Here is a 25,006-nt window from a genome sequence, read left to right as displayed (position 1 = left end):
TTGTTATAAATGGTAAAACTATGATATTATTTACCAAATGCAAGGTACAAAATCCAATAAGGATTTAAAGTGATAATCCGTAACACGGATACCTTATTGTACCATAGAAATGAATGACAGGCAATCGGAGGAGTTATGAATATAATTTTAAAGAACGGCAGTGGAGAAATAGAGGAGAAGAAGTCGCGTTTCATCTGCCACATTTTTAAAATAAAAAGCGAAGAAGAAGCAGAGGAGTATATCACTGCAGTAAAGAAGAAATACTGGGATGCAAGACATAACTGCTATGCTTATGTAACAGGCGATAAGGGGCAGATACAGAGATTTAGTGATGATGGAGAACCGCAGGGGACAGCAGGAAAGCCGATGCTTGATATACTTAATTCATATGGGCTTACAGACTGCCTCTTAGTTGTAACAAGATATTTTGGCGGCGTGCTTCTTGGAACAGGTGGACTTATAAGAGCATATCAGGCTGCTGCTAAAGAAGGGATTAAGAATTCGGACATAGCACAGGTGTGTGACGGAATAACTGCTGTCATAACGACTGATTATAACGCATATGGCAAATTGCAGTATATATGTAATGATAATAATGTGGATATCATTGATACTGACTTTGGTGCAAATGTCACAATTAAACTTGCGGCAGAAATGTCAGTTTGTGACACATTTGAAAAGAAGCTGATGGACACGTTTGCGGGTAATGTAGTTCTTAATGATAAAGAAAATGTTAAATTTTGCAGAAATATGGCTGGAAATATAATATTTTTATAACATATCGTACAATTATATGATTGTAACAAATGGACGAATTGTGAACAAATAATTAACACTGGTAAATAAGCACAATTTAAGTATGGTTTTTAGATAAAAATTACATTTGATTGTTAAAGTGATGTAAAAAAATGCTAAAATTATCTTAATAATAGTGCAAAATTTACATAAAACATCTATTTTTAATAGATGTAAAATTATACAGAATGAATATATAAAGGGCGCTTTGTTAATAAATTGTTCAAAAATATAGTGTTGGGAAGCCGCATAAATACTGGGGTTCATAAAAAAATTAAAAAAAATACAAGAATTGTTAAAAATAGTCTTGTTAAAATAGTACAAAAATGGTAATATATCAATGTCAAAAAACATATTAAGTGGGGTTGCCCCACAAGAACCAATTAAGGGAGGTTTACAAGGTTATGAGAAAGACAATTAAAAAGCTTACTGCTGTAGGTTTAACTCTTACATCAGTAATGGGTCTTGTAGCATGTGGCAATAACAATGCTTCAAACGGCACAAAAGAAACTGTAGATTGGGCAAGCGTAGAAAAGCCAGAACATTTCACAATTATGGTTGATGGTACAGTTCCTACATTAGAAGAATGGGGCGAGAAGTTTGATGAACAGCTTATGTCATTAACAGGTCTTGATTTTGAAATTACACGTCCTGACCACAACTCATACTATGATGCAGTTGCTAACTCAATGCTTGATGCAAGTGCAATGCCAGATGTTATCATTCTTTCATCTGATTATTTAGCACTTTATGCAAGCCAGGGTCTTCTTTGGGATATGACAGATGCTTGGAATAATTCAGCAACAAAGTCTTCTGGAAGACTTATCTCAGATGCAGAGAAGATTATGCAGGCTAACTATGTAAGAGGCGTTGATGGTGAGAAGGCTCTCTACGGATTCGTTCCTGCTCGTGGTAACGGATGTGTTACATATGTAAAGGAAGCTTGGGCTACTCAGGCTGGTTATTCTAAGGCAGATTTAACAAGCAAGCAGCTCTCATATGATGAGTTCTACACAATGCTTAAGAAGATGAAGGAAGCTAGAGGAGTTGATTATGTAATTTCTGCTCCAGGTTTCTATTCAAAGGAAGCACCTTATACTAACTACCTTCCAGAATTCTATCAGAATGCTCAGTTTACTTTCTACTATGACCAGGCGAAGGGTGAATATGTAGATGGTTTCTCTCAGAAGGAGATGAAGGATGCTCTTCAGAGAATTCAGAACGCTGTTAACGATGGTCTTATCAATAAGGAAACAAGCACAAAGACAACTCAGACAGCACGTAACGACTTTAAGTCATCAGATCCTAAGACAGAATCAGGTGTATTTACATACTGGGCTGGACAGTGGGCTGAAACATTAAGCGGATACTTAAAGACAGCTGGTCTTGATGATTCAATGATTCCACTTCTTCCAATCAAGGAACTTGGTTCATACGCAGAAAGACTTGCACCATCATGGTGTATTACATCTCACGCTGCTGAGACAGGTAAGGCTGAAGGAATCTTCAAGTACTTCATCGATACAATGTTAGATGGTGGAGATATCCAGACACTTTGGGAATATGGTCCTAAGGGTTACTACTATGAAGAGCAGGCTGATGGTTCATTCAAGTTCCTTGGTAAGAAGACTAACCCTAAGACACTTTATGCTAAGGCTCATCTTGACTGCAACTTAGTTCTTGCTAACTTCACAAACGGTAAGGATCCAGGAAAGGCTGAACAGCCAGAAAATGTTACATCTTGCTCAGATATGTTCTTTGAACATTCTACACTTGTAGATTCACCTGCTATGACAGAAGAAGTTGGTAAGCTTGTTGGTGATATCAATACAGAAAGATACACAGTAATTGATAACGTTGCAAGAGGTGAATGGACAGTTGATCAGGGTATGCAGGAATACACAAAGACTGTTGGTTCTAAGGTAGATGCGGCTCTTAAGTCATTAAATACACAGTTCGCTGGAAAGAATTAATGCTACTTAATATGTGTTAAAAGATGTTTTAAACATCACTTTATATTTCGTGCCAGTAGACCTGGTCTTCTGGCACGAATTTTGCTTGATATAAGCAATTGTTACTATAATATTAGGAAAGAAGGGTATAAAGATGCAGTGTAAGTCTTGTGGAACAGAGCTTCCTAAGAAGGCAAAGATTTGCCCTAAGTGTGGAGCACTTAATGGTAAGCCAGCTGGTAATACCAGATATTTAGCTATTATCGGTATGGTTATTATGTTAATAGGCGGATTACTTCCATTTGCAAAGTCTAACGAAACTCTTATGGATGGTTATACACCTAAGGCATATTCATTCGGCTTTATGAATATCAGCGTCATTGCAATGTGGTACATATTTATGTTAATACTTGTTGCTGGTATTTTATTAGTTGTTGCTAAGAAAGAAAAGTTATCTATTATTACATCTGTGGCAGCTACAGCTGTTGCATTTATTTCAATGTTTGCATTCCAGTTTACTAGTGCTGATGGAAAGACTAAGACTGGTGCGTTAAAGTATGTATACCATAACATTTCAGATTTATTATCTAATGGTTATAATGGTAATTCTTATTCAGTAGGTTCAGGTGTATATGTTATAATCATCGGCCTTATAGTTGCTATTGTTGGTGTGTTCTGGGATGTCGTTAAGATATTCAAGAAAGACCTCGGTGTTGATACAAAGTATTTATCTAACACATTAAATCAGAATATTGGGCAGAAGATGTTCTACTACAGAGGATTTTATCTTATGTTCCTGCCAGTATTAGTAATGGTATTATTATTCTTCTACTGGCCAATGTTAGGATGTCGTTACGCCTTTACTTCATATGTATTAGCTAACCCTTATTATATTGGTGTATTCCACTTCCAGACAATGTTAAAATTTGATACATTCTTCTGGGCAGCATTCAGAAATACACTTGTATTATCAATTGTTAAGTTAATACTTAATACAGGTGCCGCAGTTATTATCTCACTTCTTCTTAACGAGATTACTAATATGGCATTTAAGAAGACAGTACAGACAATTGTATACTTACCTCACTTTATGTCATGGGTAGTTGTTGCTGCTGTATTCAAAGTAATTCTTTCTGTTAACAGCACAGGTGTTGTTAATGGTGCTTTAATTAATATGGGACTTATCAATTCTCCAATTGATTTCCTTGGTAGCTCTAAGTATTGGACAGGTACATTCTTCGTAATGAATATCTGGAAGGATACAGGATGGGGAACTATTCTTTTCCTTGCTACATTATCAGGTATCAGCCCAGATCTTTATGAGGCTGCTCAGATTGATGGTGCTAACAGATTTAAGAGACTTATATATATAACTCTTCCTGCTTTAGCTAACACAATCATCACAGTATTTATTCTTAACCTTGCTAAGGTTATGAACCTTTTTGAATCAGTATTCGTTACACAGAGTGCTGGTACATATGATGTTTCTCAGGTATTACAGACATACATTTACAATAAGACATTCTCGGCTTCATTCTCTGATTATGGTTATACAACAGCCGTAGGTTTATTCAAGTCATTTGTAGGTATGATCCTCGTACTTGGTTGTAACTACGCAAGTAAAAAAGTCCGTGGACGTGGAATTGTATAGGAGGTTAGACGATGAGTGAAGAACAGTTAGTTTATAAAAAGAAAAAGAAAAAATTTAAGATCTTCCCAATAGTCAATGTAATCTTCTTTATATTGGTTTCATTGTTAATTCTTTTCCCTATGTGGAAGGTTATTGTAGATTCATTTGATGCTCATTCAGCAACAAGTTTTAGATGGTGGCCAAGTACATTCTCATTAGGTGGATATGGTGCGATTATTTCAAGAGCTTCTCTTTATCGTCCATTCCTTGTATCAGTTATCACAACATTAGCTGGTACATTTATGGGATTATTACTTGCTACACTCGGTGGTTATGTACTCATTCAGTGGGAAATGCCAGGAAGAAACTTCTTCGCATATATGTTATTATTCACAATGATTTTCGATGGTGGTATGGTTCCTAAGTACTTAGTTATGCAGAACTTACACTTACTTGATACATTGTGGGCAGTAATTTTACCAATGTCTATCAACGTATATAACCTTGTACTTATGAGAAACTTCTTTGAAGGTATTCCAGAATCATTGTTTGAGGCTGCTCAGATTGATGGTTGTTCACCAATGGGTATATTCTTTAAGATTGTGTTACCACTTTCTAAGGCTGCCCTTGCTTCAATCGGTCTTATGTTTGCCGTAACATTCTGGAATGATTATACTAACTTCAAGATTTATATCAGAACAGATAAGTTATACAACTTCCAGATTAAACTTCGTAACATGGTTATGGATAGTAATATTCCTAACGACGATTCAGTAGACCCTAACACAATCTCTAATGCGGCTACAATCGTTGCTATATTACCTTTCATGATTATCTACCCATTCTGCCAGCAGTACTTTGTACAGGGTGTTAATGTAGGTGCCGTTAAGGAGTAATATCAGGAATATAAGAATAGTTATTAATCAACTATTATCTGATTGTTGAGATTAATTATTATAATTATTAAAAAAGACGGAAATGCTAATATCATTTCCGTCTTTTTTTGTTGTATTGGCATTTTTTATGTAGAAATACATATATCTATATGTTAAAATTAGGACATATTTAGGAATTGTCTATATAAAACACGTTAAGGTGGTGGAGAATTGAGAAAGTTAGCAGATTCGATATATCTTGAAAATATTGCAGAAGTTAAGACTATACTTGAGAATGAGCCTAATCTTATAGATGAGAAGGACGAACATGGAGTACTTATGGCATTACTTGCCGCTAAGACGGGTAACCTTGAGCTTGTGAAGTATATAGTTGAATATTCAAGGGCAAGTATGAATATTCACGATGATAATAATAAGAATATGCTTCATTATGCGGCTATGTCAGGAAGCGTACCTACTTGCAGGTATCTGGTTGAGAGAGTTGGAATGTCACCTTTGTCTGGAGATATTAATTTACAGACACCTTTTGAGGTTGCTCATCAGAATCATTTTATAGAGTTAGAAGAATATTTTGAGAGTGTTGTTGGTCATAAGTTAAGTGAGATGTATCACAATCCAATAAGGACAGGTATGTATCCTGACCCATCAATTGTCAGGGTTGAAGATGATTATTATATGGTTAATTCTTCATTTATATTCTATCCTTGTATACCAGTATCGCATTCTAAAGACCTTATTCACTGGAAGATAATAGGTTATGCTATTACAGAACCAGAGTGGGCGGCTCTTGATGACCTTGAAGGAGGACGAGGTTACTGGGCTCCCGATATATCTTATTATAAGGGAAGATTTTATATAACAGCTACATACAGACTTAATGATACAGGTAATGTATACAGAAAGCAGATAGTTGTAAGTTCAGATAAGCCGGAAGGACCATACAGCAAGCCTGCCATTATAGATGAAGATGGTATTGACCCATCTATATTTAATGATGATGATGGAAGAAGATATATGCTCCTTAACAGGGGAGCAAGAATATTTGAGCTTAATGAGGATGCTACTAAACAGATATCCAAAGCAGAGCTTTTGTTCTATGGAGATAATAAGAGAGCACCGGAAGGACCTCATCTTTTAAAGAAGGATGGATATTATTATCTGTTTGAAGCAGAGGGTGGAACAGGACCGGGACACAGAATAACGGTATCCAGAAGCAGGGAGCTTAAAGGAATATATGAACCCTGCCCATACAATCCTATTATGAGACAGAACAACCCTGATGAGATAATACAGAGGTGTGGTCACGGAAAGCCGGTACAGACACAGAATGGTGACTGGTATATGGTGTATCTGTGTGGAAGAAAGATTGGCGATGGATACAGCATTTTAGGAAGAGAAACTGCTCTTGACCCTATAAGCTGGACTATGGACGGCTGGCCGATAGTCAATAACCTTAAAGGTCCTAGTGCATTACAGGTAAAGCCTGATCTGCCAGAGATGATATGGGAAGATGAGTCAGATGATGATTTTAATAATTCATATCTGAGTAATGAATGGTGGTTCCCAAGAGTGCCGGAGATGGACGGCATTAAGTTAAAAGACTCTCAGGTTCATATCAAGGGAAGCAAGTATGACCTTGATACTATGAAAGCTAAGAATATACTTTTAAGAAGACAGAAACATTTCAGATTTAGTGCTGTATGTAAGCTTTGTATGCCAGAATTATATCCGGGTCAGAACTGCGGTATGACTTGTTATTATGATGAGAACACCTATATAAAATTCGGTGTATTTGCTACGTTAGAGGAAACACCAAGACTTATGCTTAATGTAGTCGAGAAGATTGGTGACGAGGTCATTACACACGATGGTGTATGTGTTGATAACAATAATAAAGACATATACCTTAAGATAGATACGAACAATTTAAGAAGGACATTTTCATATAGTTATAATGATAAAGACTATAATAAAGTTGTTAGTCTGGATAATGTCTATTATCTGTGTGATGAAGGAATTCGTAAGGGTAAGCGTTTTACAGGTGCAATGATTGGAATGTATGCTTACGCTGGAGATTATGGAAGCCAGTATACTGATAGCGAGGGAAGACACGGAACAGATGATTATTATGCGGCATTTGATTATTTCAGATATAAAGCATAAAATAATGAGCACCAAGGTGCTCATCTTAAAAGTTTCTTGCGAAACTTTATAAGTGTTGAAAAGTATCGTGAATTACGAAATAATGAGCACCAAGGTGCTCATCTTAAAAGTTTCTTGCGAAACTTTATAAGTGTTGAAAAGTATCGTGAATTACGGAATAATGAGCACCAAGGTGCTCATCTTAAAAGTTTCTGACGAAACTTTATAAACGTTGTAAAGTATCGTGAATTATGAAATAATGAGCACCATAGTGCTCATCTTAATATATAGTAAGGAGATTGCAATGATAATTAACAGAAATTCAGAATTGGAAAAGAATATGTATGCAAAGTTATCACAGGTTGATGAATTAATCAGCAGTAACGATGTGTACGCTCTTGGATTAAGACTTAACGCACTTTCTTCATTATGTAAGGCATTAAGAGAAGATAGTGCAGTTAAAGCATTAACAGAAGCACTTGATAAGGTTATAGAGAGTGGTGTTATAGACAGCCTCGATAAGAATAGCCTTAAGCATTTTATGATTGGTAATGCGTTCTATACAGCATCAGATTTTACAGGTGATGATAAATATAAGAATGAAGCTGTAAAGCTTGCGGCTGGTTTTAGGGATTTTGAAAGAAATGAAGCTGGTTATTTTAAAGATGCAGATGATAAGAAATGCTTATGTAAGGCATATTCATATGAACCATTTTATATGGCATATGAAACTAAGGACGGTGGAAAAGAGCAGTATAATGACGTTATCGGACAGTATAACGCTATGAATGATGAGCTTTTTGCAGACACTAAGTATTCATCAGATACAACAGCCAAGGTTAAGGTATTATCTGTATATGCAGCTTCACTTGTTGATACAATGGAAGTTATGGACCAGATGATATATGAAATCTACAGAAAGATGCAGGACTATTTCAAGGCATCAGTTAAGGCTGTTCTTGAAACAGGGAGAGATTATGATGACTTTGATGATTTTGATGAAGAGTCAGAGCTTATGTTTGCCTACGCTGTATTAAAGGGATGTAGAATGAAGGCACTTCACACAGAGAAATACGAAGGCATTGTGTTAGGCGTGTGTGATAAGGTAATGTCAGGTGAGATATTCACTGATGACGATACCGATAAGAATGTAGTAAGCAAGGCGGCATTAGTATACAGCGAGACAGTACGCAACAGAGAATATCAGGATTATGGCCGTGGCAAGGGAGGAGCATTATGGAGTTAGTATTAGTAACTAATACAAGCAGAAATGCAGTTGTAGAATTAACAGAAGCAGGAAAGTATTATTCTAAGAAAGAATATGACATATATGTTAATGGGGAATTATTCACACATACAGACAAGCAGGTTACATCTTTATATGGCTTCAAGCCAGATACAGATTATGAGATAACAGCGGTATATGACGGTAAAGAATATGGCCCTGTCGAGCTTCATACAGATTATGAATTTGTAACACTTAATGTAAGGGATTTCGGTGCATATGGTGATGGTGAGCACGATGATACCAATGCAATCCAGTGTGCAATTATGGCTTCTAAGAAGAATTGCAGAGTATATGTTCCAGAAGGAACTTACAGAATATCAAGCATTTTCTTAAAAGATGACCTTACACTTGAGCTTGCCAAGGGTGCTACATTACTTGCATTCACAGACAGAGATAAGTTCCCTATATTACCAGGTCTTATTGAGTCATATGATGAGAAGTCAGAATACAATCTGGCTTCATGGGAAGGTAATCCGGTAGACTCTTTCTCGGCAATAATATGTGGTCTTAATGTTAAAAATATTGTTATAACAGGTGAGGGTACTATTGATGGTGGTACAACACACGATAACTGGTGGAAGAACTGCAAAGTGCGTAATATAGCGTGGAGACCTAACCTTTTCTTTATAAATCATTGTGAAAATGTTACTATGCAGGGCATAACAGTACAGAATTCACCTTGCTGGACTATTCACCCATATTTTAGTAACCACCTTAAATTTATAGATGTAAAGATTAAAGCACCAGCAGACTCACACAACACAGATGGTCTTGATCCAGAAAGCTGTGAGGACGTACTTGTACTTGGTACATATATTTCAGTTGGAGATGATTGTATTGCTATTAAATCAGGCAAAATCTATATGGCACAGAAGTACAATGTTCCAACAACCAATATGATAGTAAGACAGTGCTGTATGAGAGATGGACACGGAGCTGTAACAGTAGGAAGCGAGATTGCCGCAGGTGTTATGGACGTGCATATCAAAGACTGCCTGTTTATGAACACAGACAGAGGCTTAAGAGTTAAGACAAGACGAGGAAGAGGAAAGCTTTCAGTTCTTGATGACATTTCTTTCGAGAATATAGATATGGATAATGTTATGACACCATTTGTAGTTAACAGCTTCTATTTCTGTGACCCGGATGGTAAGACAGAATATGTGGGTTCTAAGAAGCCGCTTCCTGTAGATGATAGAACACCTTCAATTAAGAAGTTCACATTTAAGAATATCAATGCTAAGAACTGCCACGTTGCAGGTACTTATATATGCGGACTTCCAGAAAGCAAAATAGAAGAACTTACATTTGAGAATATTAATATTACATACGCAGATAATGCCAAGTCAGGTGTTGCAGCTATGATGTTAGGCTGTGATGAAGCAAGCAGACAAGGTATGATTGTAAGTAATATCAACACACTTATTCTTGATAATGTTAAGGTTACAGGCTGTGACGGTGAAGAAATTGTCGCAGAAAATGTAGATAATATAATTAAGAAATAATAAGATGTCAGAGTCAAAAGTTCAGAAAGTCGTTAATACCTGCGTAATAGGATTTGGAACTTATGACTTTATCATCATATGATTACAACTATAAATAGGGGAATGTGCCGCGGCACATTCCTTTTTATAACGATGAAAGCGGGGTGAGTATATTGAATTTAAGAGCACCAAAGGGAATAGATGTCGAGAGCTGGTTTATAGAATGTTATAAAAAGCATAAAGGTCACCCTATGCAGATATTGTTAGGTCTTTATAAAGGCAACTATCATAAGTTCTTTCTTGCTGTTATATTCTTCTTTATAAAGCATGCACCTGTATGGGTACTGCCTATTGTCACAGCGAATATTATTAATGATATAACGAGTGGTTCGCCAGAAACTTATCAGAACATAATTATACAGGCGATGATTATGATTGTTCTTGTAGCACTTAATATTCCTATGAATTATATGTATACAAGATACAAATCATTAGCAACAAGATATGCAGAGACAGGCTTAAGAAGGGCACTTGTAAGAAAGCTGCAGCAGTTATCTATATCTTATCATAAGGAAACGCAGTCAGGACGTCTGCAATCCAAGATTATGCGAGATGTCGAAGCGGTGGAAACACTGTCAACGCAGATGTTTCTTAGCATACTTAATATAGCACTTAATATAGCTATAGCACTTATAGTAACCATTAATAAGAGCCTTGTAGTATTCATATTCTTTCTGCTCACAACACCAATTGCCGCTGCGACAATGGTATTTTTCAGGAATGTAATGAAGAAGCGTAATAATGAATTCCGAAAAGAGATGGAAGAAACTTCTGCAAGGGTAATGGAGATGGTTGAGCTTATTCCTGTCACGAGGGCACATGCACTTGAGGAGGAAGAAGTTCAGAAAATGAGTGGACAATTATTCGCTGTTGCAGAAAAAGGCTACAGACTTGATGTAATACAATCATTATTTGGTTCAGTAGGCTGGGCGATATTTCAGATATTTCAGGTAGTATGTCTTGGATTCACAGGCTTTCTTGCAATTAAAGGAACTGTAATGCCGGGAGATATAACACTTTACCAGAGCTATTTTGCTACAATCGTAAGTCAGGTATCATCACTTATGTCTCTTATTCCTACAATAGCCAAAGGTATTGAATCGGTTAATTCAATAGGTGAAGTATTATTAGAAGATGACATAGAACAGAATGAAGGTAAGGAAATAATTAAGGACATATATGGTGAGTTCGATTTTAAAGATGTAACATTCAGATATAATAATATCGACAGGCCAGTTCTGCATAACCTTAATCTTCATGTGGATAAAGGCGAAACAATTGCACTTGTTGGTGAATCCGGAGCTGGTAAATCGACAATTCTTAACCTAGTAATAGGTTTTAATCAGGTTAACAGCGGAGAAGTGCTTATAGACGGACACAATATGAAGGATATTGACCTTCGCTCATATAGAAAGCATCTTGCGGTTGTTCCACAGACATCAATATTATTTTCAGGGACAATAAGGGATAATATTACATATGGTGTTGATAACGTTGATGAGGCAACGCTTGATGAAATAGTTAAAGCCGCTAATCTTACAGATTTAATCAATTCACTTCCAGACGGACTTGATACGATGGTAGGAGAGCACGGTGGAAAGCTTTCAGGAGGTCAGCGGCAGCGTATATCAATAGCAAGAGCACTTATACGAAATCCTAAGGTTATAGTGTTAGATGAGGCCACATCAGCCTTAGACAGTATATCAGAAAAACTTATACAGGAGGCTCTCAATAACCTTACCAAAGATAGAACAACCTTTATAGTAGCCCACCGTCTTTCAACAATAAAAGACGCTGACAAAATAGCCGTAATAGCTGATGGCCACTGTGTAGAATATGGAACATACGATGAATTAATGAACCTCAAGGGTGAGTTCTATCAGATGAAGAAGATACAGTCATAATGTCTGTCTAACCCGAAAGCACAGAGGGGGTCTGCCTGCATTTTTAACGAAGTCACAGCATAAATTATCAGCCAATATGTAAAAAGAAACCTGATGCCATTTATTAGCACCAGGTTTCTTTTATATGTGATATTCAAAGTCCTTAACTTGACGAAGAACATATATTATATCAACTTATCTTATTAGTTATTAATCCAGATTCTTAATGTTGAGATTAACTTTTCCTTAGTCTCAGAATCTAATTTAGATACTAACTGCATAATTTCATTATCAAGAGCTGTGCTCTGGTAGTTCTTATCAACACTTCCTGCAAGGTAGTCAAGAGAAACGCCTGTAAGCTCTGCATAGTATGAAAGCATTCTTAATGTCATAAGATTACGTCCATTTTCTACGTTACTGATATAACCTGGAGTTACATCAAGTGCCTTAGCAACGTCTTCCTGTGTTAAACCCTGTGAAATTCTTAATTTTTTAACTTTTGCTCCTAAATCGCTATCCATAGTAGACCTCCATTGATAATTATAAATTGTTAATTGGTTGTTATATATTAATAAGAAGAATTCTGATTAAATGTAATTACTTCTTATTAGCTCTGTATCTTGCTGTAGAATCAAGAATCTTTTTACGGATTCTAAGATGAGTTGGTGTTACTTCAAGAAGCTCATCTGTGTCAATATAATCAAGAGCCTGTTCAAGACTTAATATCTTAGGTGGTACAAGTCTTAAAGCTTCATCAGCACTTGAAGAACGAGTGTTAGTAAGGTGCTTTGTCTTGCAGACATTAACTTCAATATCCTCAGTTCTTGGGTTCTCACCGATAATCATACCAGCATACACCTTTTCACCAGGTCCGATGAAAAGAGTACCTCTGTCCTGTGCATTGAATAGACCATAAGTAACAGCTTCACCATCTTCGTAAGCTATAAGTGAGCCAGTCTTTCTGTAAGATATATCACCCTTGTATTCTTCATAACCTTCAAATGAAGTGTTAATAATACCATTACCCTTAGTGTCAGTAAGGAATTCACCTCTGTAGCCAATAAGACCACGGGATGGAATAGAGAACTGTAATCTTGTGTAACCACCATTAATAGGTGTCATTCCAAGTAGTTCTCCCTTTCTCTGGCTGAGCTTCTGGATTACAGAACCAGAGAATTCTTCTGGAACATCAATATATGCAAGCTCCATAGGTTCAAGCTTCTTGCCACGTTCATCAGTGTGGTAGAGAACCTCAGCTTTACTTACAGCAAATTCATAGCCTTCACGTCTCATATTCTCAATAAGAACAGATAAATGAAGTTCACCACGTCCTGATACCTTAAATGAGTTCTCAGAACCAGGATTCTCTTCTACTCTTAAACTTACATCAGTATTAAGTTCCTTGAAAAGTCTGTCGCGGATATGTCTTGAAGTTACGAACTTACCCTCTTTACCAGCGAGTGGGCTGTCATTAACCATAAAGTCCATAGAAAGAGTAGGCTCTGAAATCTTCTGGAATGGGATAGCAACAGGGTTCTCTACAGAACAGAGTGTATCACCAATCTTAAGGTCAGCAATACCAGATACGGCAACGATATCACCGAAGCCTGCCTCATTAACTTCTACCTTATTAAGTCCGTTGAATGTGTAAAGCTTAGTTACACGTACTCTCTTTCTTAAAGATGGGTCGTGGTGGTTAACAATAGCTACTTCCTGATTAACCTTAATCTTACCATTCTCAATCTTACCTACACCGATACGTCCAACGAATTCATTATAATCAATAGTAGATATAAGCATCTGTGTATCAGCATCAGGATCACCCTCTGGTGCTGGTATATTATTAACTATGCAGTCAAATAAAGGCTGCATGTCCTTTCTTTCGTCATCAAGGTCAGCCATAGCATAACCAGACTTAGCTGATGCGAATATGAATGGACAATCAAGCTGTTCATCGCTTGCATCAAGGTCGATGAATAATTCAAGAATTTCATCGATAACTTCATTAGGTCTGGCTTCTGGACGATCAATCTTATTAATACATACGATAACTGCAAGATTAAGATCAAGTGCCTTCTGAAGAACGAACTTAGTCTGAGGCATAACGCCTTCAAAAGCATCAACGACAAGAACAACACCATTAACCATCTTTAAAACTCGCTCAACTTCTCCACCGAAATCAGCATGTCCTGGAGTATCAATAATATTAATCTTAGTATCTTTATAGTGAATGGCAGTATTCTTTGAAAGTATAGTAATACCTCTTTCACGTTCTATATCGTTAGAATCCATTACACGTTCAGCAACTTCCTGATTAGCACGGAAAGTACCACTCTGTTTCAAAAGTTCATCTACAAGAGTTGTCTTACCATGGTCAACGTGGGCGATAATAGCGATATTACGAATATCTTCGCGTTTAGTTTTCATTATGTTTTCCTTTCATATATAAGTCAAAATGTTCAATCACTGTTACATATTTACCAGCAATATATATTATACATTGAATGGTTATGGTTAGCAACTTTTATATTCTATCACAAAGCTATCAAAATACAATAGTATATATGGTAAAAATATTAAAAAATATCAAATATATTTTATAGCAGATTGCACATATATATACATATTAATATTTAATAATTGCGATTATGCTAGTAAGACTATAACATATATTTTAATAGAAGTATACCGGTATACTTCTATGTTCGTAAAAAAATACAATTTGTGTAAATACAGTAAAACACAGTATTTTTATAATGTTTTCAAAAATATTATAATTTGTACACAACTTTTTCAAAATATTTTTGTAATATTACAGCAAGTTAGAACATATACATATTGAGAACAATAAATAAAGCACAGGACCGAGGCACAATAATATCGGTCAAAGAAGGGAGAAATACTTATGCTTGATAAGGTAATTGAAAACAACAGGGTATGTATCATCGGAGAAGTGGTATCAGAATTTACATTTAGCCACGAGGTATTTGGAGAGGGCTTTTATATTGCAAATGTATCTGTCAACCGTCTCAGTGATATGGTGGATATAATTCCACTTATGATAAGTGAAAGACTTATTGATGTAACTAAAGATTACAGGGGAATGAAGATAGAGGTATCTGGACAGTTCCGTTCTTATAACAGACACGAAGGTGTTAAGAATAAGCTCGTTCTTTCAATATTTGTAAGAGAATTACGCTTTATAGAAGATGAAGATATTCCAGAGGAGCAGTCAAAGTCTAATCAGATATTCCTTGATGGCTATGTATGTAAGCCACCTATATATAGAAAGACTCCATTAGGAAGAGAGATAGCTGATATTCTTGTAGCTGTCAACAGACCATATGGCAAGTCTGATTACATACCATGTATTGCGTGGGGAAGAAATGCAAGATTTGCAGGCGGACTTGAAGTAGGAAGCCACCTTCAGATATGTGGAAGAGTACAGTCAAGAGAATACACCAAAAAGGTTGATGAGGAGTCAGTTGAGAAGAGAGTAGCCTATGAGGTTTCTGTCAGCAAGATTGATTTAGTTGAAGAAGAATAAAATATTGCGTAGTCACGAATAGTTTATGGCTATTTACACCTGACATCATATAAATAAGAATGTGTTGATATTGACAATGAACTACGCAAGTGATATAGTCAAATTAACTTTTAATTCTACAAAGTAGAGGTCGCACGATTCAATAGTAACTGTACGGATGTCCCCAAGCATATGATGTGCAGCGAAAGGGGAAAGTGCCGAAGCATATAATTCAGGGAAGTTATATGCTGGGCATAAGGTTAATAATCTTATGACTGTCATTATGGGCATTGATGCCTTATGATGGAGGGCTACGCGAAGATTTATATAATGATATTTGTATAATGAATTCTTAATTAGGCCGGTCTGTCATTAGATCGGTCTGTTTTATTGTAAAAGAGTTATTTAAACGTTGTACTCTGTTAGACAATACAGGAATAGAATTGAAATAATTAATATTAATACAACGGATAAGCGTTGGAATGGAGGAGTTATGTCAATATTTACAGGTGCAGGTGTCGCTATTGTCACACCAATGAAAGCCAATGGAGAAATCAACTATGATAAGCTTGCAGAGCTTCTTGATTATCAGATTAATAATTCAACAGATGCGATTGTTATCTGTGGAACAACTGGTGAGTCTGCAACTATGACAGAAAAAGAGCATATCGAAGCTATAAGATTTACTGCTGATTATGTTAAAAAGAGAGTTCCTGTTGTTGCAGGAACAGGTTCTAACTGTACTAAGACAGCTGTTGAACTTTCAAAGGAAGCACAGGCGGCAGGCGTTGACGGATGTCTTGTTGTAACACCTTACTATAATAAGGCTACACAGAAGGGACTTATAGAGCATTACACAGCAGTTGCCAGATCAATTGACCTTCCAATTATTATGTATAATGTACCAAGCAGAACAGGCTGCAACATTCAGCCAGAGACAGCAGTAAAGCTTGCCAGGGAAGTAGATAATATCGTAGCCATTAAGGCTGCAACAGGCAATCTTTCACAGGAATCTAAGACAATGATGTTAGCAGAAGGCTGTCTTGATATGTATTCAGGTGAAGACGGACTTATCGTACCGCTTATGTCTATTGGTGCTAAGGGTGTTATATCTGTATTATCAAATGTTGCACCAAAGCAGACACACGACATATGTGCTGAGTTCTTTGCCGGTAATATTGAAAAGAGCCGTCAGTTACAGTTTGAGGCACTTGAGCTTGTAGATGCTTTATTCAGTGAGGTTAATCCTATTCCAGTTAAGACAGCTCTTAATCTTATGGGTATGGAAGTAGGACCACTCAGAATGCCTCTTTGCGAAATGGAAGAAGCTAACCTTAATAAGTTAAAGACAGCACTTAAGAATTACGGACTTATAAAGTAGTGTAAGAATCTATAATTTGGCAGATAAAAGAAGTGTGCGAACATAAACATTGAAATAATAAAGAAAATAATGTATGGAGGCTATGATAATGACAAGAATTATTATGCATGGCTGTAATGGACATATGGGAAGAGTTATTACAGACCTTGTAAGCAAAGATGATGAATGTAAGATAGTAGCAGGAATTGATCCATTTGACGATGGACATAATGATTATCCTGTATTTGCATCAGTTAATGACTGTGATGTAGAAGCAGATGTCATAATTGACTTTGCAGCAGCAAAGGCAGAGGATGCACTTCTTGATTATTGTGAAAAGAAGCAGATTCCGGTTGTAGTATGTACAACAGGACTTACAGATGAGCAGATTGAACACGTAAGAAAGACAGCCTGCAAAGTTGCAGTGCTTAAGTCTGCTAATATGTCACTTGGCATTAATATGCTTATGAAGCTTTTACAGGATGCAACTAAGATTCTTGCACCAGCAGGCTTCGATGTTGAGATAGTAGAAAGACATCATAACAAGAAGGTAGATGCTCCAAGTGGAACAGCACTTGCATTAGCAGATTCAATCAAGGAAGTTCTTGGTGATGATTATTACTATAAATATGACAGAAGTCAGGAAAGAGTAAAGAGAGATCCTAAAGAAATCGGTATCAGCGCAGTGCGTGGTGGAACAATAGTAGGAGTACATGATGTAATATTCGCTGGTGAAGATGAAGTTATTGAATTCACACACACAGCATATTCTAAGTCAGTATTTGCAAAGGGTGCTATAGAAGCAGCTAAGTTCCTTGCAGGTAAGAGTGCAGGAATGTATGATATGTCAGATGTTATAGCGGCAAGATAATAAATGGGATAGCACGAAGAGAACAGATTAAATTATTAAAGGTGTGGATAATGTAACAACCGCAGTATTCAGGGCTAAAGCCTGAATTGTTAGTTACATTATCCACACCTTTTGCTTGTAGGACTTATTTTACGTTATAATACTTTAGTTCTTCCCTTACAACAAATCCGCTTGACTTATAAAGCCTGACAGCGGGCATATTACTGCCTGAAACGTGAAGTATAAGAGGAATTATAGTATTATCGTGGCTGTTGTTTAAGCTGTCATTTTTCCAATCCTGAATAAGCTCTGTTAATAATAATCTGGCATAGCCACATCTGCGCATATCAGGGTCAGTCCATACATCGTGTATACATATATGTGTGTTAAAATGTTCAAATGATATTGATGATATAAGCTCATCAGAGGCACTTGATAAAAGCTGATATTCATCATCATATTTTAATAACTCAATAGTGTCCGGAAGGACAGTGGAAAAGTTATTAGTTATATGTTTAATTGAAAGTTCCATAAGATATTCGCTGCAGGCATATGCTATATTGATATTGCCGGAAATATTACAAGCAGGATTATGCTTGTGGCTGATAATGCTGTTCGCGGTTTTATCGTCAATGGCGGTGATGTATTTTATGTTGCTGTCTGATATTAAAGCATTAACGGTGCACATAAGTGCATAAAACATTGCTGTGAAAATGTGCTGCTGCCTGTAGTCAGTGGCAGTCATAGCGGTAAATTCAATTACCATATCATCATATATACTCGGTTTAATAGTATCTGAATTATTGTGAGTGTCTATGTCATCGGAGTCATCAGTGTTGCAGTTAATAATAGGGTTTAAACACGAAATAAACCCGACAAGGCAGTGGCTATCCTTTGTAAAAGCCGCAAGTTGTATTAAGTCTTCAGCCTCAGGTTCATCACAGAATGGTTCATAATTGCATAATTCGGAAAGCTTTAAAACATCATCATAAGAGAAGACATTTTCTATAATAATATCTGTATTGGCGAATGAAGTAGTATTGGCGTGTGCGTTCATATATTAAATCCCCCTGATTTAAGTAAAATTGGTAATCTGTTGCAAATTTTATGTAAAAATCATTGTAGCAAACTAAAAGATAATGTACAATAAGAGTTGATAATCATTTTTATACTACGGGTAGATAGAGAGTAATTGCTATATATATTAGTGATGATTGGTAGCAATTACAGTAAATAATAGGAAGGTCATATTATGAGTAAAGTAGCAATATTAACAGACAGCAATAGCGGTATTACACAGGCACAGTCTAAGGATATGGGTGTTACAGTTATACCTATGCCTTTTTTTATTGATGGAGTGGAATACCTTGAAGATATTAATCTTACACAGGAAGAATTCTATGAAAAGCTTAAAAATGATGCAGATATATCTACATCACAGCCATCAATAGGAACATTACAGGACTATTTTGATGAATTGTTAAAGGACAATGATGAGGTTGTATTTATACCTATGTCAAGCGGTCTTAGTGGTACCTGCCAGACAGCAACTATGGTTGCAGGTGATTATGATGGAAAGGTGCAGGTTGTTAATAACCAGCGTATATCAGTTACTATGCGCCAGTCAGTTATGGATGCAAAGGCTCTGGCAGATAAGGGTAAGAATGCCGAGGAAATTAAGGATATACTTGAAGCTCACAAAATGGACTCAAGCATATATATAACTCTTGAAACACTTAAGTATCTTAAGAAGGGTGGAAGAATAACACCTGCGGCGGCAGCTATTGGAACTATGTTAAAGCTCAATCCTGTATTACAGATACAGGGTGAGAAGCTTGATGCATTTGCCAAGGCAAGAGGAAAGTCATCAGCCAAGAAGATTATGCTTAAGGCTATGAAGGATGACTGTGATAACAGATTTAAAGATTATGCACAACAAGGAAAGCTTCATATGGAAGTTGCATATACTGGTAATGAAGAAGAAGCCAGGGAATGGGCTGAGGCTGTAAAAGAAGCATTTCCTCAGTATGATTTCCATATGGACCCATTGTCACTCAGTGTTGCGTGCCATATAGGATATGGTTCATTGGCAATAGCAGTGTCAGCTTATGTACCGGAGGCAGAATAATGGCAGCACCTTTAAGAAGTGAGATTGATAATGAGTTCAAATGGGCAGTTAATGACATCTACTCATCAGATAATGCGTGGGAAGAAGATTACCATAAGCTTATTAAACAGGCAGGCGAGCCTTGTGAATATCAGTCTGTTTTAACTGAGTCGGCTGATAATCTTTATAATGTATTAAAGGAATTGAATGATACTGATTATCTTGTTGAGAGATTATATGTATACGCATTTATGAGATATTATGAGGATACAGCTAATTCGGTGTATCAGGATATGTCAGGCAGGGCACAGACGGCAGAAGCTAAATGTGCTGAGAAGTACGCATTTGTTGAGCCTGCAATATTAAGTATGGATGAAAATGTTCTCTATGAATATTTAAAAGATGACAGGCTTAAGTTGTATAAGCATATGATTGACGATATGTTAAGCCAGAAAGAACATTCTCTTTCGGAGAAGGAAGAGGTTCTTCTTGCAAAGGCATCGCAGGTAATGTCTGTTCCTAATGAGATATTTTCTAAGTTTAACAATGCAGATGTCCATTTTGGCAGTATAATTGATGAATCTGGGAATAAGGTTGAGCTGACTAATGGAACATATGTAAAATATATGCAGAGCCAGCAAAGAAGTGTAAGAAAAGAAGCCTTTGAGTGTCTTTATAAGGAATATAAGCAGCACATCAATACGCTTGCAGCCTGCTTTTATGGCAACGTAAAACAGGCAGTATTTAAGGCTGAAGCAAGAAAATATGAATCAACATTACATATGTATCTGTCTGATTCATTTATTCCTGTAGATGTATACAAGAATCTCATTAATACTGTAGATGACAATCTTAATCTTATGCACAGGTATGTTGATATAAGAAAGAAAGCTTTAGGAGTTGATGAGCTTCATTTTTATGATATATATGCTCCGATGGTAGCGGACTATGAGTGGAAGGTTACCTATGATGAAGCCAGACAGATGGTTCTTGAAGCTTTAGCACCTATGGGCGAGGAGTATGTTGCTAAGGTTAAAGAAGGCTTTGAAACAGGCTGGGTTGATGTATATGAGAATAAAGGAAAGAGAACGGGAGCATTCTCGTGGGGAGCATATGGAACTCACCCTTATGTATTCCTTAATTTCTCAGGAACATTAGATGATGTGTTTACAATTATTCACGAAATGGGTCATGCAATGCACACATATTATTCTAATTCCAACCAGCCATATATATATGCCGGTTACAAGATATTCGTTGCAGAAGTTGCCTCAACCTGTAATGAAGCACTTCTTATGAATTATCTGTTGGAAAGCTGTAAGAATGATAAAGATGATAAGAGAAGAAAGTATCTTCTTAACCATTATTTTGAGCAGTTTAAGGGTACATTGTTCAGACAGACGATGTTTGCTGAATTCGAGATGACAGCCCATAAAATGGTCGAAGAAGGCAATGTCCTTACTTCTGATAATCTGTGTGATGTATACAGAAAGCTTAATGAAAAGTATTTTGGAAGTGAGTGTGTTATTGATGATGAGATAGCATACGAGTGGGCGAGAATACCACATTTTTATACTCCATTTTATGTATATCAGTATGCAACAGGATATTCTGCTGCTATTGCGATAGCTGATGGAATATTAAAGGGAGATAAAGCTGTTAAAGAGGGGTATAAAAAGTTCCTTTCAGGTGGCAGCAGTCTTCACCCTATTGACCTGCTTAAGCTATGCCGAATAGATATGGAAAAACGTGAAGTTGTACAGTCTGCATTAAATGTATTTAAGGGACTGCTTGATGAGTGGGATTAAGCTGTTAATGCGTTTTGTCCTATAACCTATGTTTCGTTATATAACACTAAAATAGTAAATAGTAAAAGAACCCTGCCGGTATAGCGGGGTTCTTTTTTAGAGGTGTAAAATATGATAAACAATAATTTAAGTAGTTGTCTGTTAAATAAGGCTCTTGTAAAGCTCTGTTATCTCTTCAACACTTGTTTCTCTTGGATTACCAGGTCTGCATGCATCATCATAAGCTGACTGTGCAAGGAATGGAATATCTTCTTCCTTGACAATATCCTTTAAGTTAGCTGGGATACCTACGTCCTGTGATAACTTTCTTACAGCATCTACAGCAGCTTTTCTGTATTCTTCCTGTGTCATATCATCTGTGCCTTTGACACCCATAGCTTTGGCAATGTCACGATATTTCTCACCAGTTGCTGGAGCATTGTATTCCATAACTGTTGGAAGGATAATAGCGTTAGCAACACCGTGTGGTGTATCATAGAGGGCACCAAGTGGGTGAGCCATGGAATGGACAATACCAAGACCTACATTAGAGAAGCCCATACCTGCTATATACTGTCCAAGTGCCATACCTTCACGTCCCTCAGGTGTGTTCTCAACAGCACCTCTAAGGCTCTTAGAAATGATTTCAATAGCTTTAAGATGGAACATATCAGATAATTCCCAGGCACCAGCAGTTATGTAACCTTCAATAGCGTGTGTTAAAGCATCCATACCAGTTGCGGCTGTAAGCCCCTTAGGCATACTAGACATCATATCAGGGTCAACAACAGCTACGACAGGGATATCGTGTGGGTCAACGCATACCATTTTACGGTTCTTGCTTGTATCTGTGATAACGTAGTTGATAGTAACTTCTGCGGCTGTACCAGCAGTAGTTGGAACTGCAATAATAGGAACGGCAGGTTTCTTAGTAGGAGCAACACCTTCAAGGCTTATAACATCACTGAATTCAGGGTTGTTAATGATAATACCAATAGCCTTGGCTGTATCCATTGAAGAACCACCGCCGATTGCGATAAGATAATCTGTACCAGCATCTTTAAATGCCTGTACACCTGTCTTAACATTCTCTACTGTTGGATTAGGCTTGATGTCTGAATAAACCTCATAAGCCAGTCCGTTCTCGTCTAATACATCAAGAACTTTCTTAGTTACACCAAATTTGATAAGGTCAGGGTCAGAGCATACAAATGCTTTCTTAAATCCCCTTGAAATAGCCTCTGTAGCTATCTCCTTGATAGCTCCCTTTCCGTGGTAAGATGTACCGTTAAGAATAAATCTCTGTGCCATAATAATATTTACCTCCATTCACGTTGAATTTATGTTTATATTTTAACACTTTGTGAATAATATACAAGTAAAAAACTAAAAAATATTAAAATTAATGCAAAATGACGCAACAAATGTGAGAATGTGTATACAAATGAGGGCACATAAACAGGGGATATATTAATAATATGTGTGTGAAAAGATATGTAAAATGGTATATTTTATTATTGAAATTATATTATTGAAAATACATTATCAGAACACTATAAAATATAGAAATGAAATTTGAAACAAAATTTGAAACAAAATTGAAAAGTAAATTTAAAAATAAAATTGAGGTATAGATATTATTAAATGAAAGGTATATCATATACACATTAAATACATAGGAATGGAGTAAAATGAGAAACAATAATTTAAAGAATATAATAAAAGTGATAAATACAGCGTTATTAGTAAGTATATTGACATTGAGCCTGACAGCGTGCGGAAGGACAGACGGTAAGTCTGATGATTCTAATAATGAAGCAGATACGGCAGTTGTTGCGGTAAATAATAGTGATACAGATAGTATGCAGAATGTAAATGCAGATGATCTGTCTGTTAATTCAGATGAGAACCAGAACACCAGCGAAGCCGATAACACATCTGCTGTAACGGATAACGAAAATAATGCAGATATTGAAGATGAAAATAACAGCGGTGATGAAAGTATAAGTAATGATAATTCGGATTATGATACGGATAATTATACAGAAAATGGTAACAATGTAGATGATAACAGCCAGCAGCCTGTATATAATGACACATTTTCTTATGTATCAGGTGGAGCAGAAGATGATGATACACAGGAAAATATTCAGGAAGCACAGCACAAGACAACTATATGTATAGATGCAGGACACGGTGGAAGTAATGAGGGAACGAAAGAAACATATGATGGTGTACTCATTAAAGAGAAAGATATTAATCTTGTAATAGCAAAAAAGCTTCAGTGGTATCTTGAACAGAATGATAATCTTAATGTCATTATGACACGTACTTCTGATGCAGATGTGAGCATAGGGGGAAGAATAGACTATGCTAAAGGCAATAACGCCGATTATGTTATATCGGTTCATATTAACAGCAAAAGCCAGGATAATACTAATCCAAGAGGCTGTATGGTATTAATGAGCTGTAGCCGATATCAGCCATCTGATTCAAGATTTGCAAGCATATATGATAAAGAAAATATGCTTGCCAATGCAATTATCCGCAATCTTAACAATATAGGAATTCCAATAGCAGATGACTGGAACACAGAATACACTAATGGCATATTACAGCGTACCAACACAGTAAATGAACTCTACCCAGACGGTTCACCAGCAGATTATTATGGACTTATATACAACGGCACATATGCCGGAATACCAACAATTATAATAGAACACTCATTCCTAAGCAACGAGAACGACTACAGAACTCATTTCAGCACCGACTCCCAGCTAGATGCCCTGGCCCGTGCCGATGCACAAGGAATATTAGAGGTAGTGAACTAACTTTTGTTTTAGGACTTATTGATAATCCCTCCCGTACGTCACGCGAGACGGGTGTTAAGAGGTCCGGTGGACCTCTGCTCTGACACGACCGAAGAGTGCTTTAGCACTCTGAGAAATCGAACCCAAACTTCGAAGCAGTTGGGTTTCGAGAAGTGCCTCGCACTTCTCGGATAACAAAAAGTGGCTGTCGCTTTAACGATTGAAAATCGTTAAAGTACCAGCCTCTTTTTCCTATAAAAATACGATTTTTAAGTTACTATTTATTAAAATGAATGGGATGTTCCAAAAATTGGCGTACTTTAATAAACCTATACAGATTTTAAAAATTTTTATTTTGATATTTCTAAATTCAGGCACTTTTTAAAGGAAATAAATGTGTTCCTGTCTTCCCGTTCTGAATCTTATTATGAAG

The 25,006-nt window shown here is 36.6% G+C and carries 18 protein-coding genes and 1 riboswitch; of the genes, 14 read left to right on the top strand and 4 right to left on the bottom strand.

Annotated features, from left to right (window positions below; all coding sequences use genetic code 11):
- Nucleotides 1–135 precede the first annotated feature (135 nt).
- From C7390_RS08845 to C7390_RS08810, 8 genes are all read left to right on the top strand, one after another.
- On the top strand, nucleotides 136–777 hold the full coding sequence (locus C7390_RS08845; protein WP_022501895.1) for a YigZ family protein: 642 nt from the start codon (nucleotides 136–138) through the stop codon (nucleotides 775–777).
- Nucleotides 778–1,199: 422 nt separating this feature from the next.
- On the top strand, nucleotides 1,200–2,768 hold the full coding sequence (locus C7390_RS08840) for an extracellular solute-binding protein (protein WP_116444038.1): 1,569 nt from the start codon (nucleotides 1,200–1,202) through the stop codon (nucleotides 2,766–2,768).
- Between the two features lie 133 nt (nucleotides 2,769–2,901).
- Entirely contained in the window at nucleotides 2,902–4,398 is a 1,497-nt protein-coding gene (locus tag C7390_RS08835) for an ABC transporter permease subunit (protein ID WP_022501893.1), read from the top strand.
- Nucleotides 4,399–4,409: 11 nt separating this feature from the next.
- A complete protein-coding gene (locus C7390_RS08830; RefSeq protein ID WP_022501892.1) occupies nucleotides 4,410–5,273 on the top strand; it encodes a carbohydrate ABC transporter permease in 864 nt (287 codons plus the stop codon).
- Between the two features lie 210 nt (nucleotides 5,274–5,483).
- On the top strand, nucleotides 5,484–7,436 hold the full coding sequence (locus C7390_RS08825) for a family 43 glycosylhydrolase (protein ID WP_116444037.1): 1,953 nt from the start codon (nucleotides 5,484–5,486) through the stop codon (nucleotides 7,434–7,436).
- Between the two features lie 283 nt (nucleotides 7,437–7,719).
- Nucleotides 7,720–8,661 carry a glycoside hydrolase family 88 protein gene (locus tag C7390_RS08820; RefSeq protein WP_116444036.1) on the top strand — a complete coding sequence of 314 codons (942 nt, stop codon included), beginning with the start codon at nucleotides 7,720–7,722 and terminating at the stop codon, nucleotides 8,659–8,661.
- Complete coding sequence (locus C7390_RS08815; RefSeq protein WP_116444035.1) at nucleotides 8,652–10,208, top strand: glycoside hydrolase family 28 protein; 1,557 nt, start codon at nucleotides 8,652–8,654, stop codon at nucleotides 10,206–10,208. The genes C7390_RS08820 and C7390_RS08815 overlap by 10 nt, the downstream gene beginning before the upstream one ends.
- Before the next feature lie 152 nt (nucleotides 10,209–10,360).
- Nucleotides 10,361–12,151 carry an ABC transporter ATP-binding protein gene (locus tag C7390_RS08810; protein WP_116444034.1) on the top strand — a complete coding sequence of 597 codons (1,791 nt, stop codon included), beginning with the start codon at nucleotides 10,361–10,363 and terminating at the stop codon, nucleotides 12,149–12,151.
- 182 nt (nucleotides 12,152–12,333) lie between these two features.
- Here the strand turns inward: C7390_RS08810 and C7390_RS08805 are convergent, their stop codons facing one another.
- Together C7390_RS08805 and typA are read right to left on the bottom strand one after the other, a co-directional pair.
- Nucleotides 12,334–12,651 (bottom strand): helix-turn-helix domain-containing protein, encoded by a 318-nt coding sequence (locus C7390_RS08805; RefSeq protein WP_022501887.1) that lies wholly within the window; start codon nucleotides 12,649–12,651, stop codon nucleotides 12,334–12,336.
- A gap of 76 nt (nucleotides 12,652–12,727) precedes the next feature.
- Nucleotides 12,728–14,557, bottom strand: coding sequence for a translational GTPase TypA (gene typA, locus C7390_RS08800; RefSeq protein WP_022501886.1), 1,830 nt, complete (start codon nucleotides 14,555–14,557; stop codon nucleotides 12,728–12,730).
- Nucleotides 14,558–15,035: 478 nt separating this feature from the next.
- On the opposite strand from typA, the gene C7390_RS08795 reads away from it, so the two are divergent.
- The 3 genes from C7390_RS08795 (at nucleotide 15,036) to dapB (ending at nucleotide 17,887) form a co-directional block, all read left to right on the top strand.
- Nucleotides 15,036–15,677, top strand: coding sequence for a single-stranded DNA-binding protein (locus C7390_RS08795; protein ID WP_022501885.1), 642 nt, complete (start codon nucleotides 15,036–15,038; stop codon nucleotides 15,675–15,677).
- A 116-nt stretch (nucleotides 15,678–15,793) separates the two neighbouring features.
- Nucleotides 15,794–15,978, top strand: a riboswitch (Lysine riboswitch).
- A 171-nt stretch (nucleotides 15,979–16,149) separates the two neighbouring features.
- On the top strand, nucleotides 16,150–17,037 hold the full coding sequence (dapA, locus tag C7390_RS08790) for a 4-hydroxy-tetrahydrodipicolinate synthase (protein ID WP_022501884.1): 888 nt from the start codon (nucleotides 16,150–16,152) through the stop codon (nucleotides 17,035–17,037).
- An 88-nt stretch (nucleotides 17,038–17,125) separates the two neighbouring features.
- Complete coding sequence (gene dapB / locus C7390_RS08785; protein ID WP_022501883.1) at nucleotides 17,126–17,887, top strand: 4-hydroxy-tetrahydrodipicolinate reductase; 762 nt, start codon at nucleotides 17,126–17,128, stop codon at nucleotides 17,885–17,887.
- Between the two features lie 124 nt (nucleotides 17,888–18,011).
- Here dapB and C7390_RS08780 read toward each other — a convergent pair whose 3' ends face one another.
- Entirely contained in the window at nucleotides 18,012–18,923 is a 912-nt protein-coding gene (locus C7390_RS08780) for a GNAT family N-acetyltransferase (protein ID WP_116444033.1), read from the bottom strand.
- 195 nt (nucleotides 18,924–19,118) lie between these two features.
- Here C7390_RS08780 and C7390_RS08775 point away from each other — a divergent pair, with 195 nt between their 5' ends.
- Both C7390_RS08775 and pepF read left to right on the top strand, forming a co-directional pair.
- Complete coding sequence (locus C7390_RS08775) at nucleotides 19,119–19,994, top strand: DegV family protein (RefSeq protein WP_022501881.1); 876 nt, start codon at nucleotides 19,119–19,121, stop codon at nucleotides 19,992–19,994.
- Entirely contained in the window at nucleotides 19,994–21,781 is a 1,788-nt protein-coding gene (gene pepF, locus C7390_RS08770; RefSeq protein WP_116444032.1) for an oligoendopeptidase F, read from the top strand. Before C7390_RS08775 ends, pepF begins: the two co-directional genes overlap by 1 nt.
- Before the next feature lie 141 nt (nucleotides 21,782–21,922).
- Here the strand turns inward: pepF and fucO are convergent, their stop codons facing one another.
- On the bottom strand, nucleotides 21,923–23,071 hold the full coding sequence (gene fucO / locus C7390_RS08765; RefSeq protein ID WP_022501879.1) for a lactaldehyde reductase: 1,149 nt from the start codon (nucleotides 23,069–23,071) through the stop codon (nucleotides 21,923–21,925).
- Nucleotides 23,072–23,451: 380 nt separating this feature from the next.
- On the opposite strand from fucO, the gene C7390_RS08760 reads away from it, so the two are divergent.
- Complete coding sequence (locus tag C7390_RS08760) at nucleotides 23,452–24,594, top strand: N-acetylmuramoyl-L-alanine amidase family protein (RefSeq protein ID WP_318295639.1); 1,143 nt, start codon at nucleotides 23,452–23,454, stop codon at nucleotides 24,592–24,594.
- The last annotated feature ends 412 nt before the right edge of the window (nucleotides 24,595–25,006 follow it).

Source organism: Bacteroides galacturonicus, assembly GCF_003096855.1.
GTDB lineage: Bacteria > Bacillota > Clostridia > Lachnospirales > Lachnospiraceae > Lachnospira > Lachnospira rogosae.
Note: the sequence above shows the minus strand (reverse complement) of the source record. Positions and strands in the feature narration are given on the sequence as shown.

Coding starts and splice junctions, on each gene's coding strand:
- C7390_RS08820 (WP_116444036.1), top strand. CDS start 7,720: ATGATAATTAACAGAAATTCAGAATTGGAAAAGAATATGTATGCAAAG.
- pepF (WP_116444032.1), top strand. CDS start 19,994: ATGGCAGCACCTTTAAGAAGTGAGATTGATAATGAGTTCAAATGGGCA.
- C7390_RS08775 (WP_022501881.1), top strand. CDS start 19,119: ATGAGTAAAGTAGCAATATTAACAGACAGCAATAGCGGTATTACACAG.
- C7390_RS08795 (WP_022501885.1), top strand. CDS start 15,036: ATGCTTGATAAGGTAATTGAAAACAACAGGGTATGTATCATCGGAGAA.
- typA (WP_022501886.1), bottom strand. CDS start 14,557: ATGAAAACTAAACGCGAAGATATTCGTAATATCGCTATTATCGCCCAC.
- C7390_RS08815 (WP_116444035.1), top strand. CDS start 8,652: ATGGAGTTAGTATTAGTAACTAATACAAGCAGAAATGCAGTTGTAGAA.
- C7390_RS08835 (WP_022501893.1), top strand. CDS start 2,902: ATGCAGTGTAAGTCTTGTGGAACAGAGCTTCCTAAGAAGGCAAAGATT.
- C7390_RS08760 (WP_318295639.1), top strand. CDS start 23,452: ATGAGAAACAATAATTTAAAGAATATAATAAAAGTGATAAATACAGCG.
- C7390_RS08780 (WP_116444033.1), bottom strand. CDS start 18,923: ATGAACGCACACGCCAATACTACTTCATTCGCCAATACAGATATTATT.
- C7390_RS08805 (WP_022501887.1), bottom strand. CDS start 12,651: ATGGATAGCGATTTAGGAGCAAAAGTTAAAAAATTAAGAATTTCACAG.
- fucO (WP_022501879.1), bottom strand. CDS start 23,071: ATGGCACAGAGATTTATTCTTAACGGTACATCTTACCACGGAAAGGGA.
- dapB (WP_022501883.1), top strand. CDS start 17,126: ATGACAAGAATTATTATGCATGGCTGTAATGGACATATGGGAAGAGTT.
- dapA (WP_022501884.1), top strand. CDS start 16,150: ATGTCAATATTTACAGGTGCAGGTGTCGCTATTGTCACACCAATGAAA.
- C7390_RS08845 (WP_022501895.1), top strand. CDS start 136: ATGAATATAATTTTAAAGAACGGCAGTGGAGAAATAGAGGAGAAGAAG.
- C7390_RS08840 (WP_116444038.1), top strand. CDS start 1,200: ATGAGAAAGACAATTAAAAAGCTTACTGCTGTAGGTTTAACTCTTACA.
- C7390_RS08830 (WP_022501892.1), top strand. CDS start 4,410: ATGAGTGAAGAACAGTTAGTTTATAAAAAGAAAAAGAAAAAATTTAAG.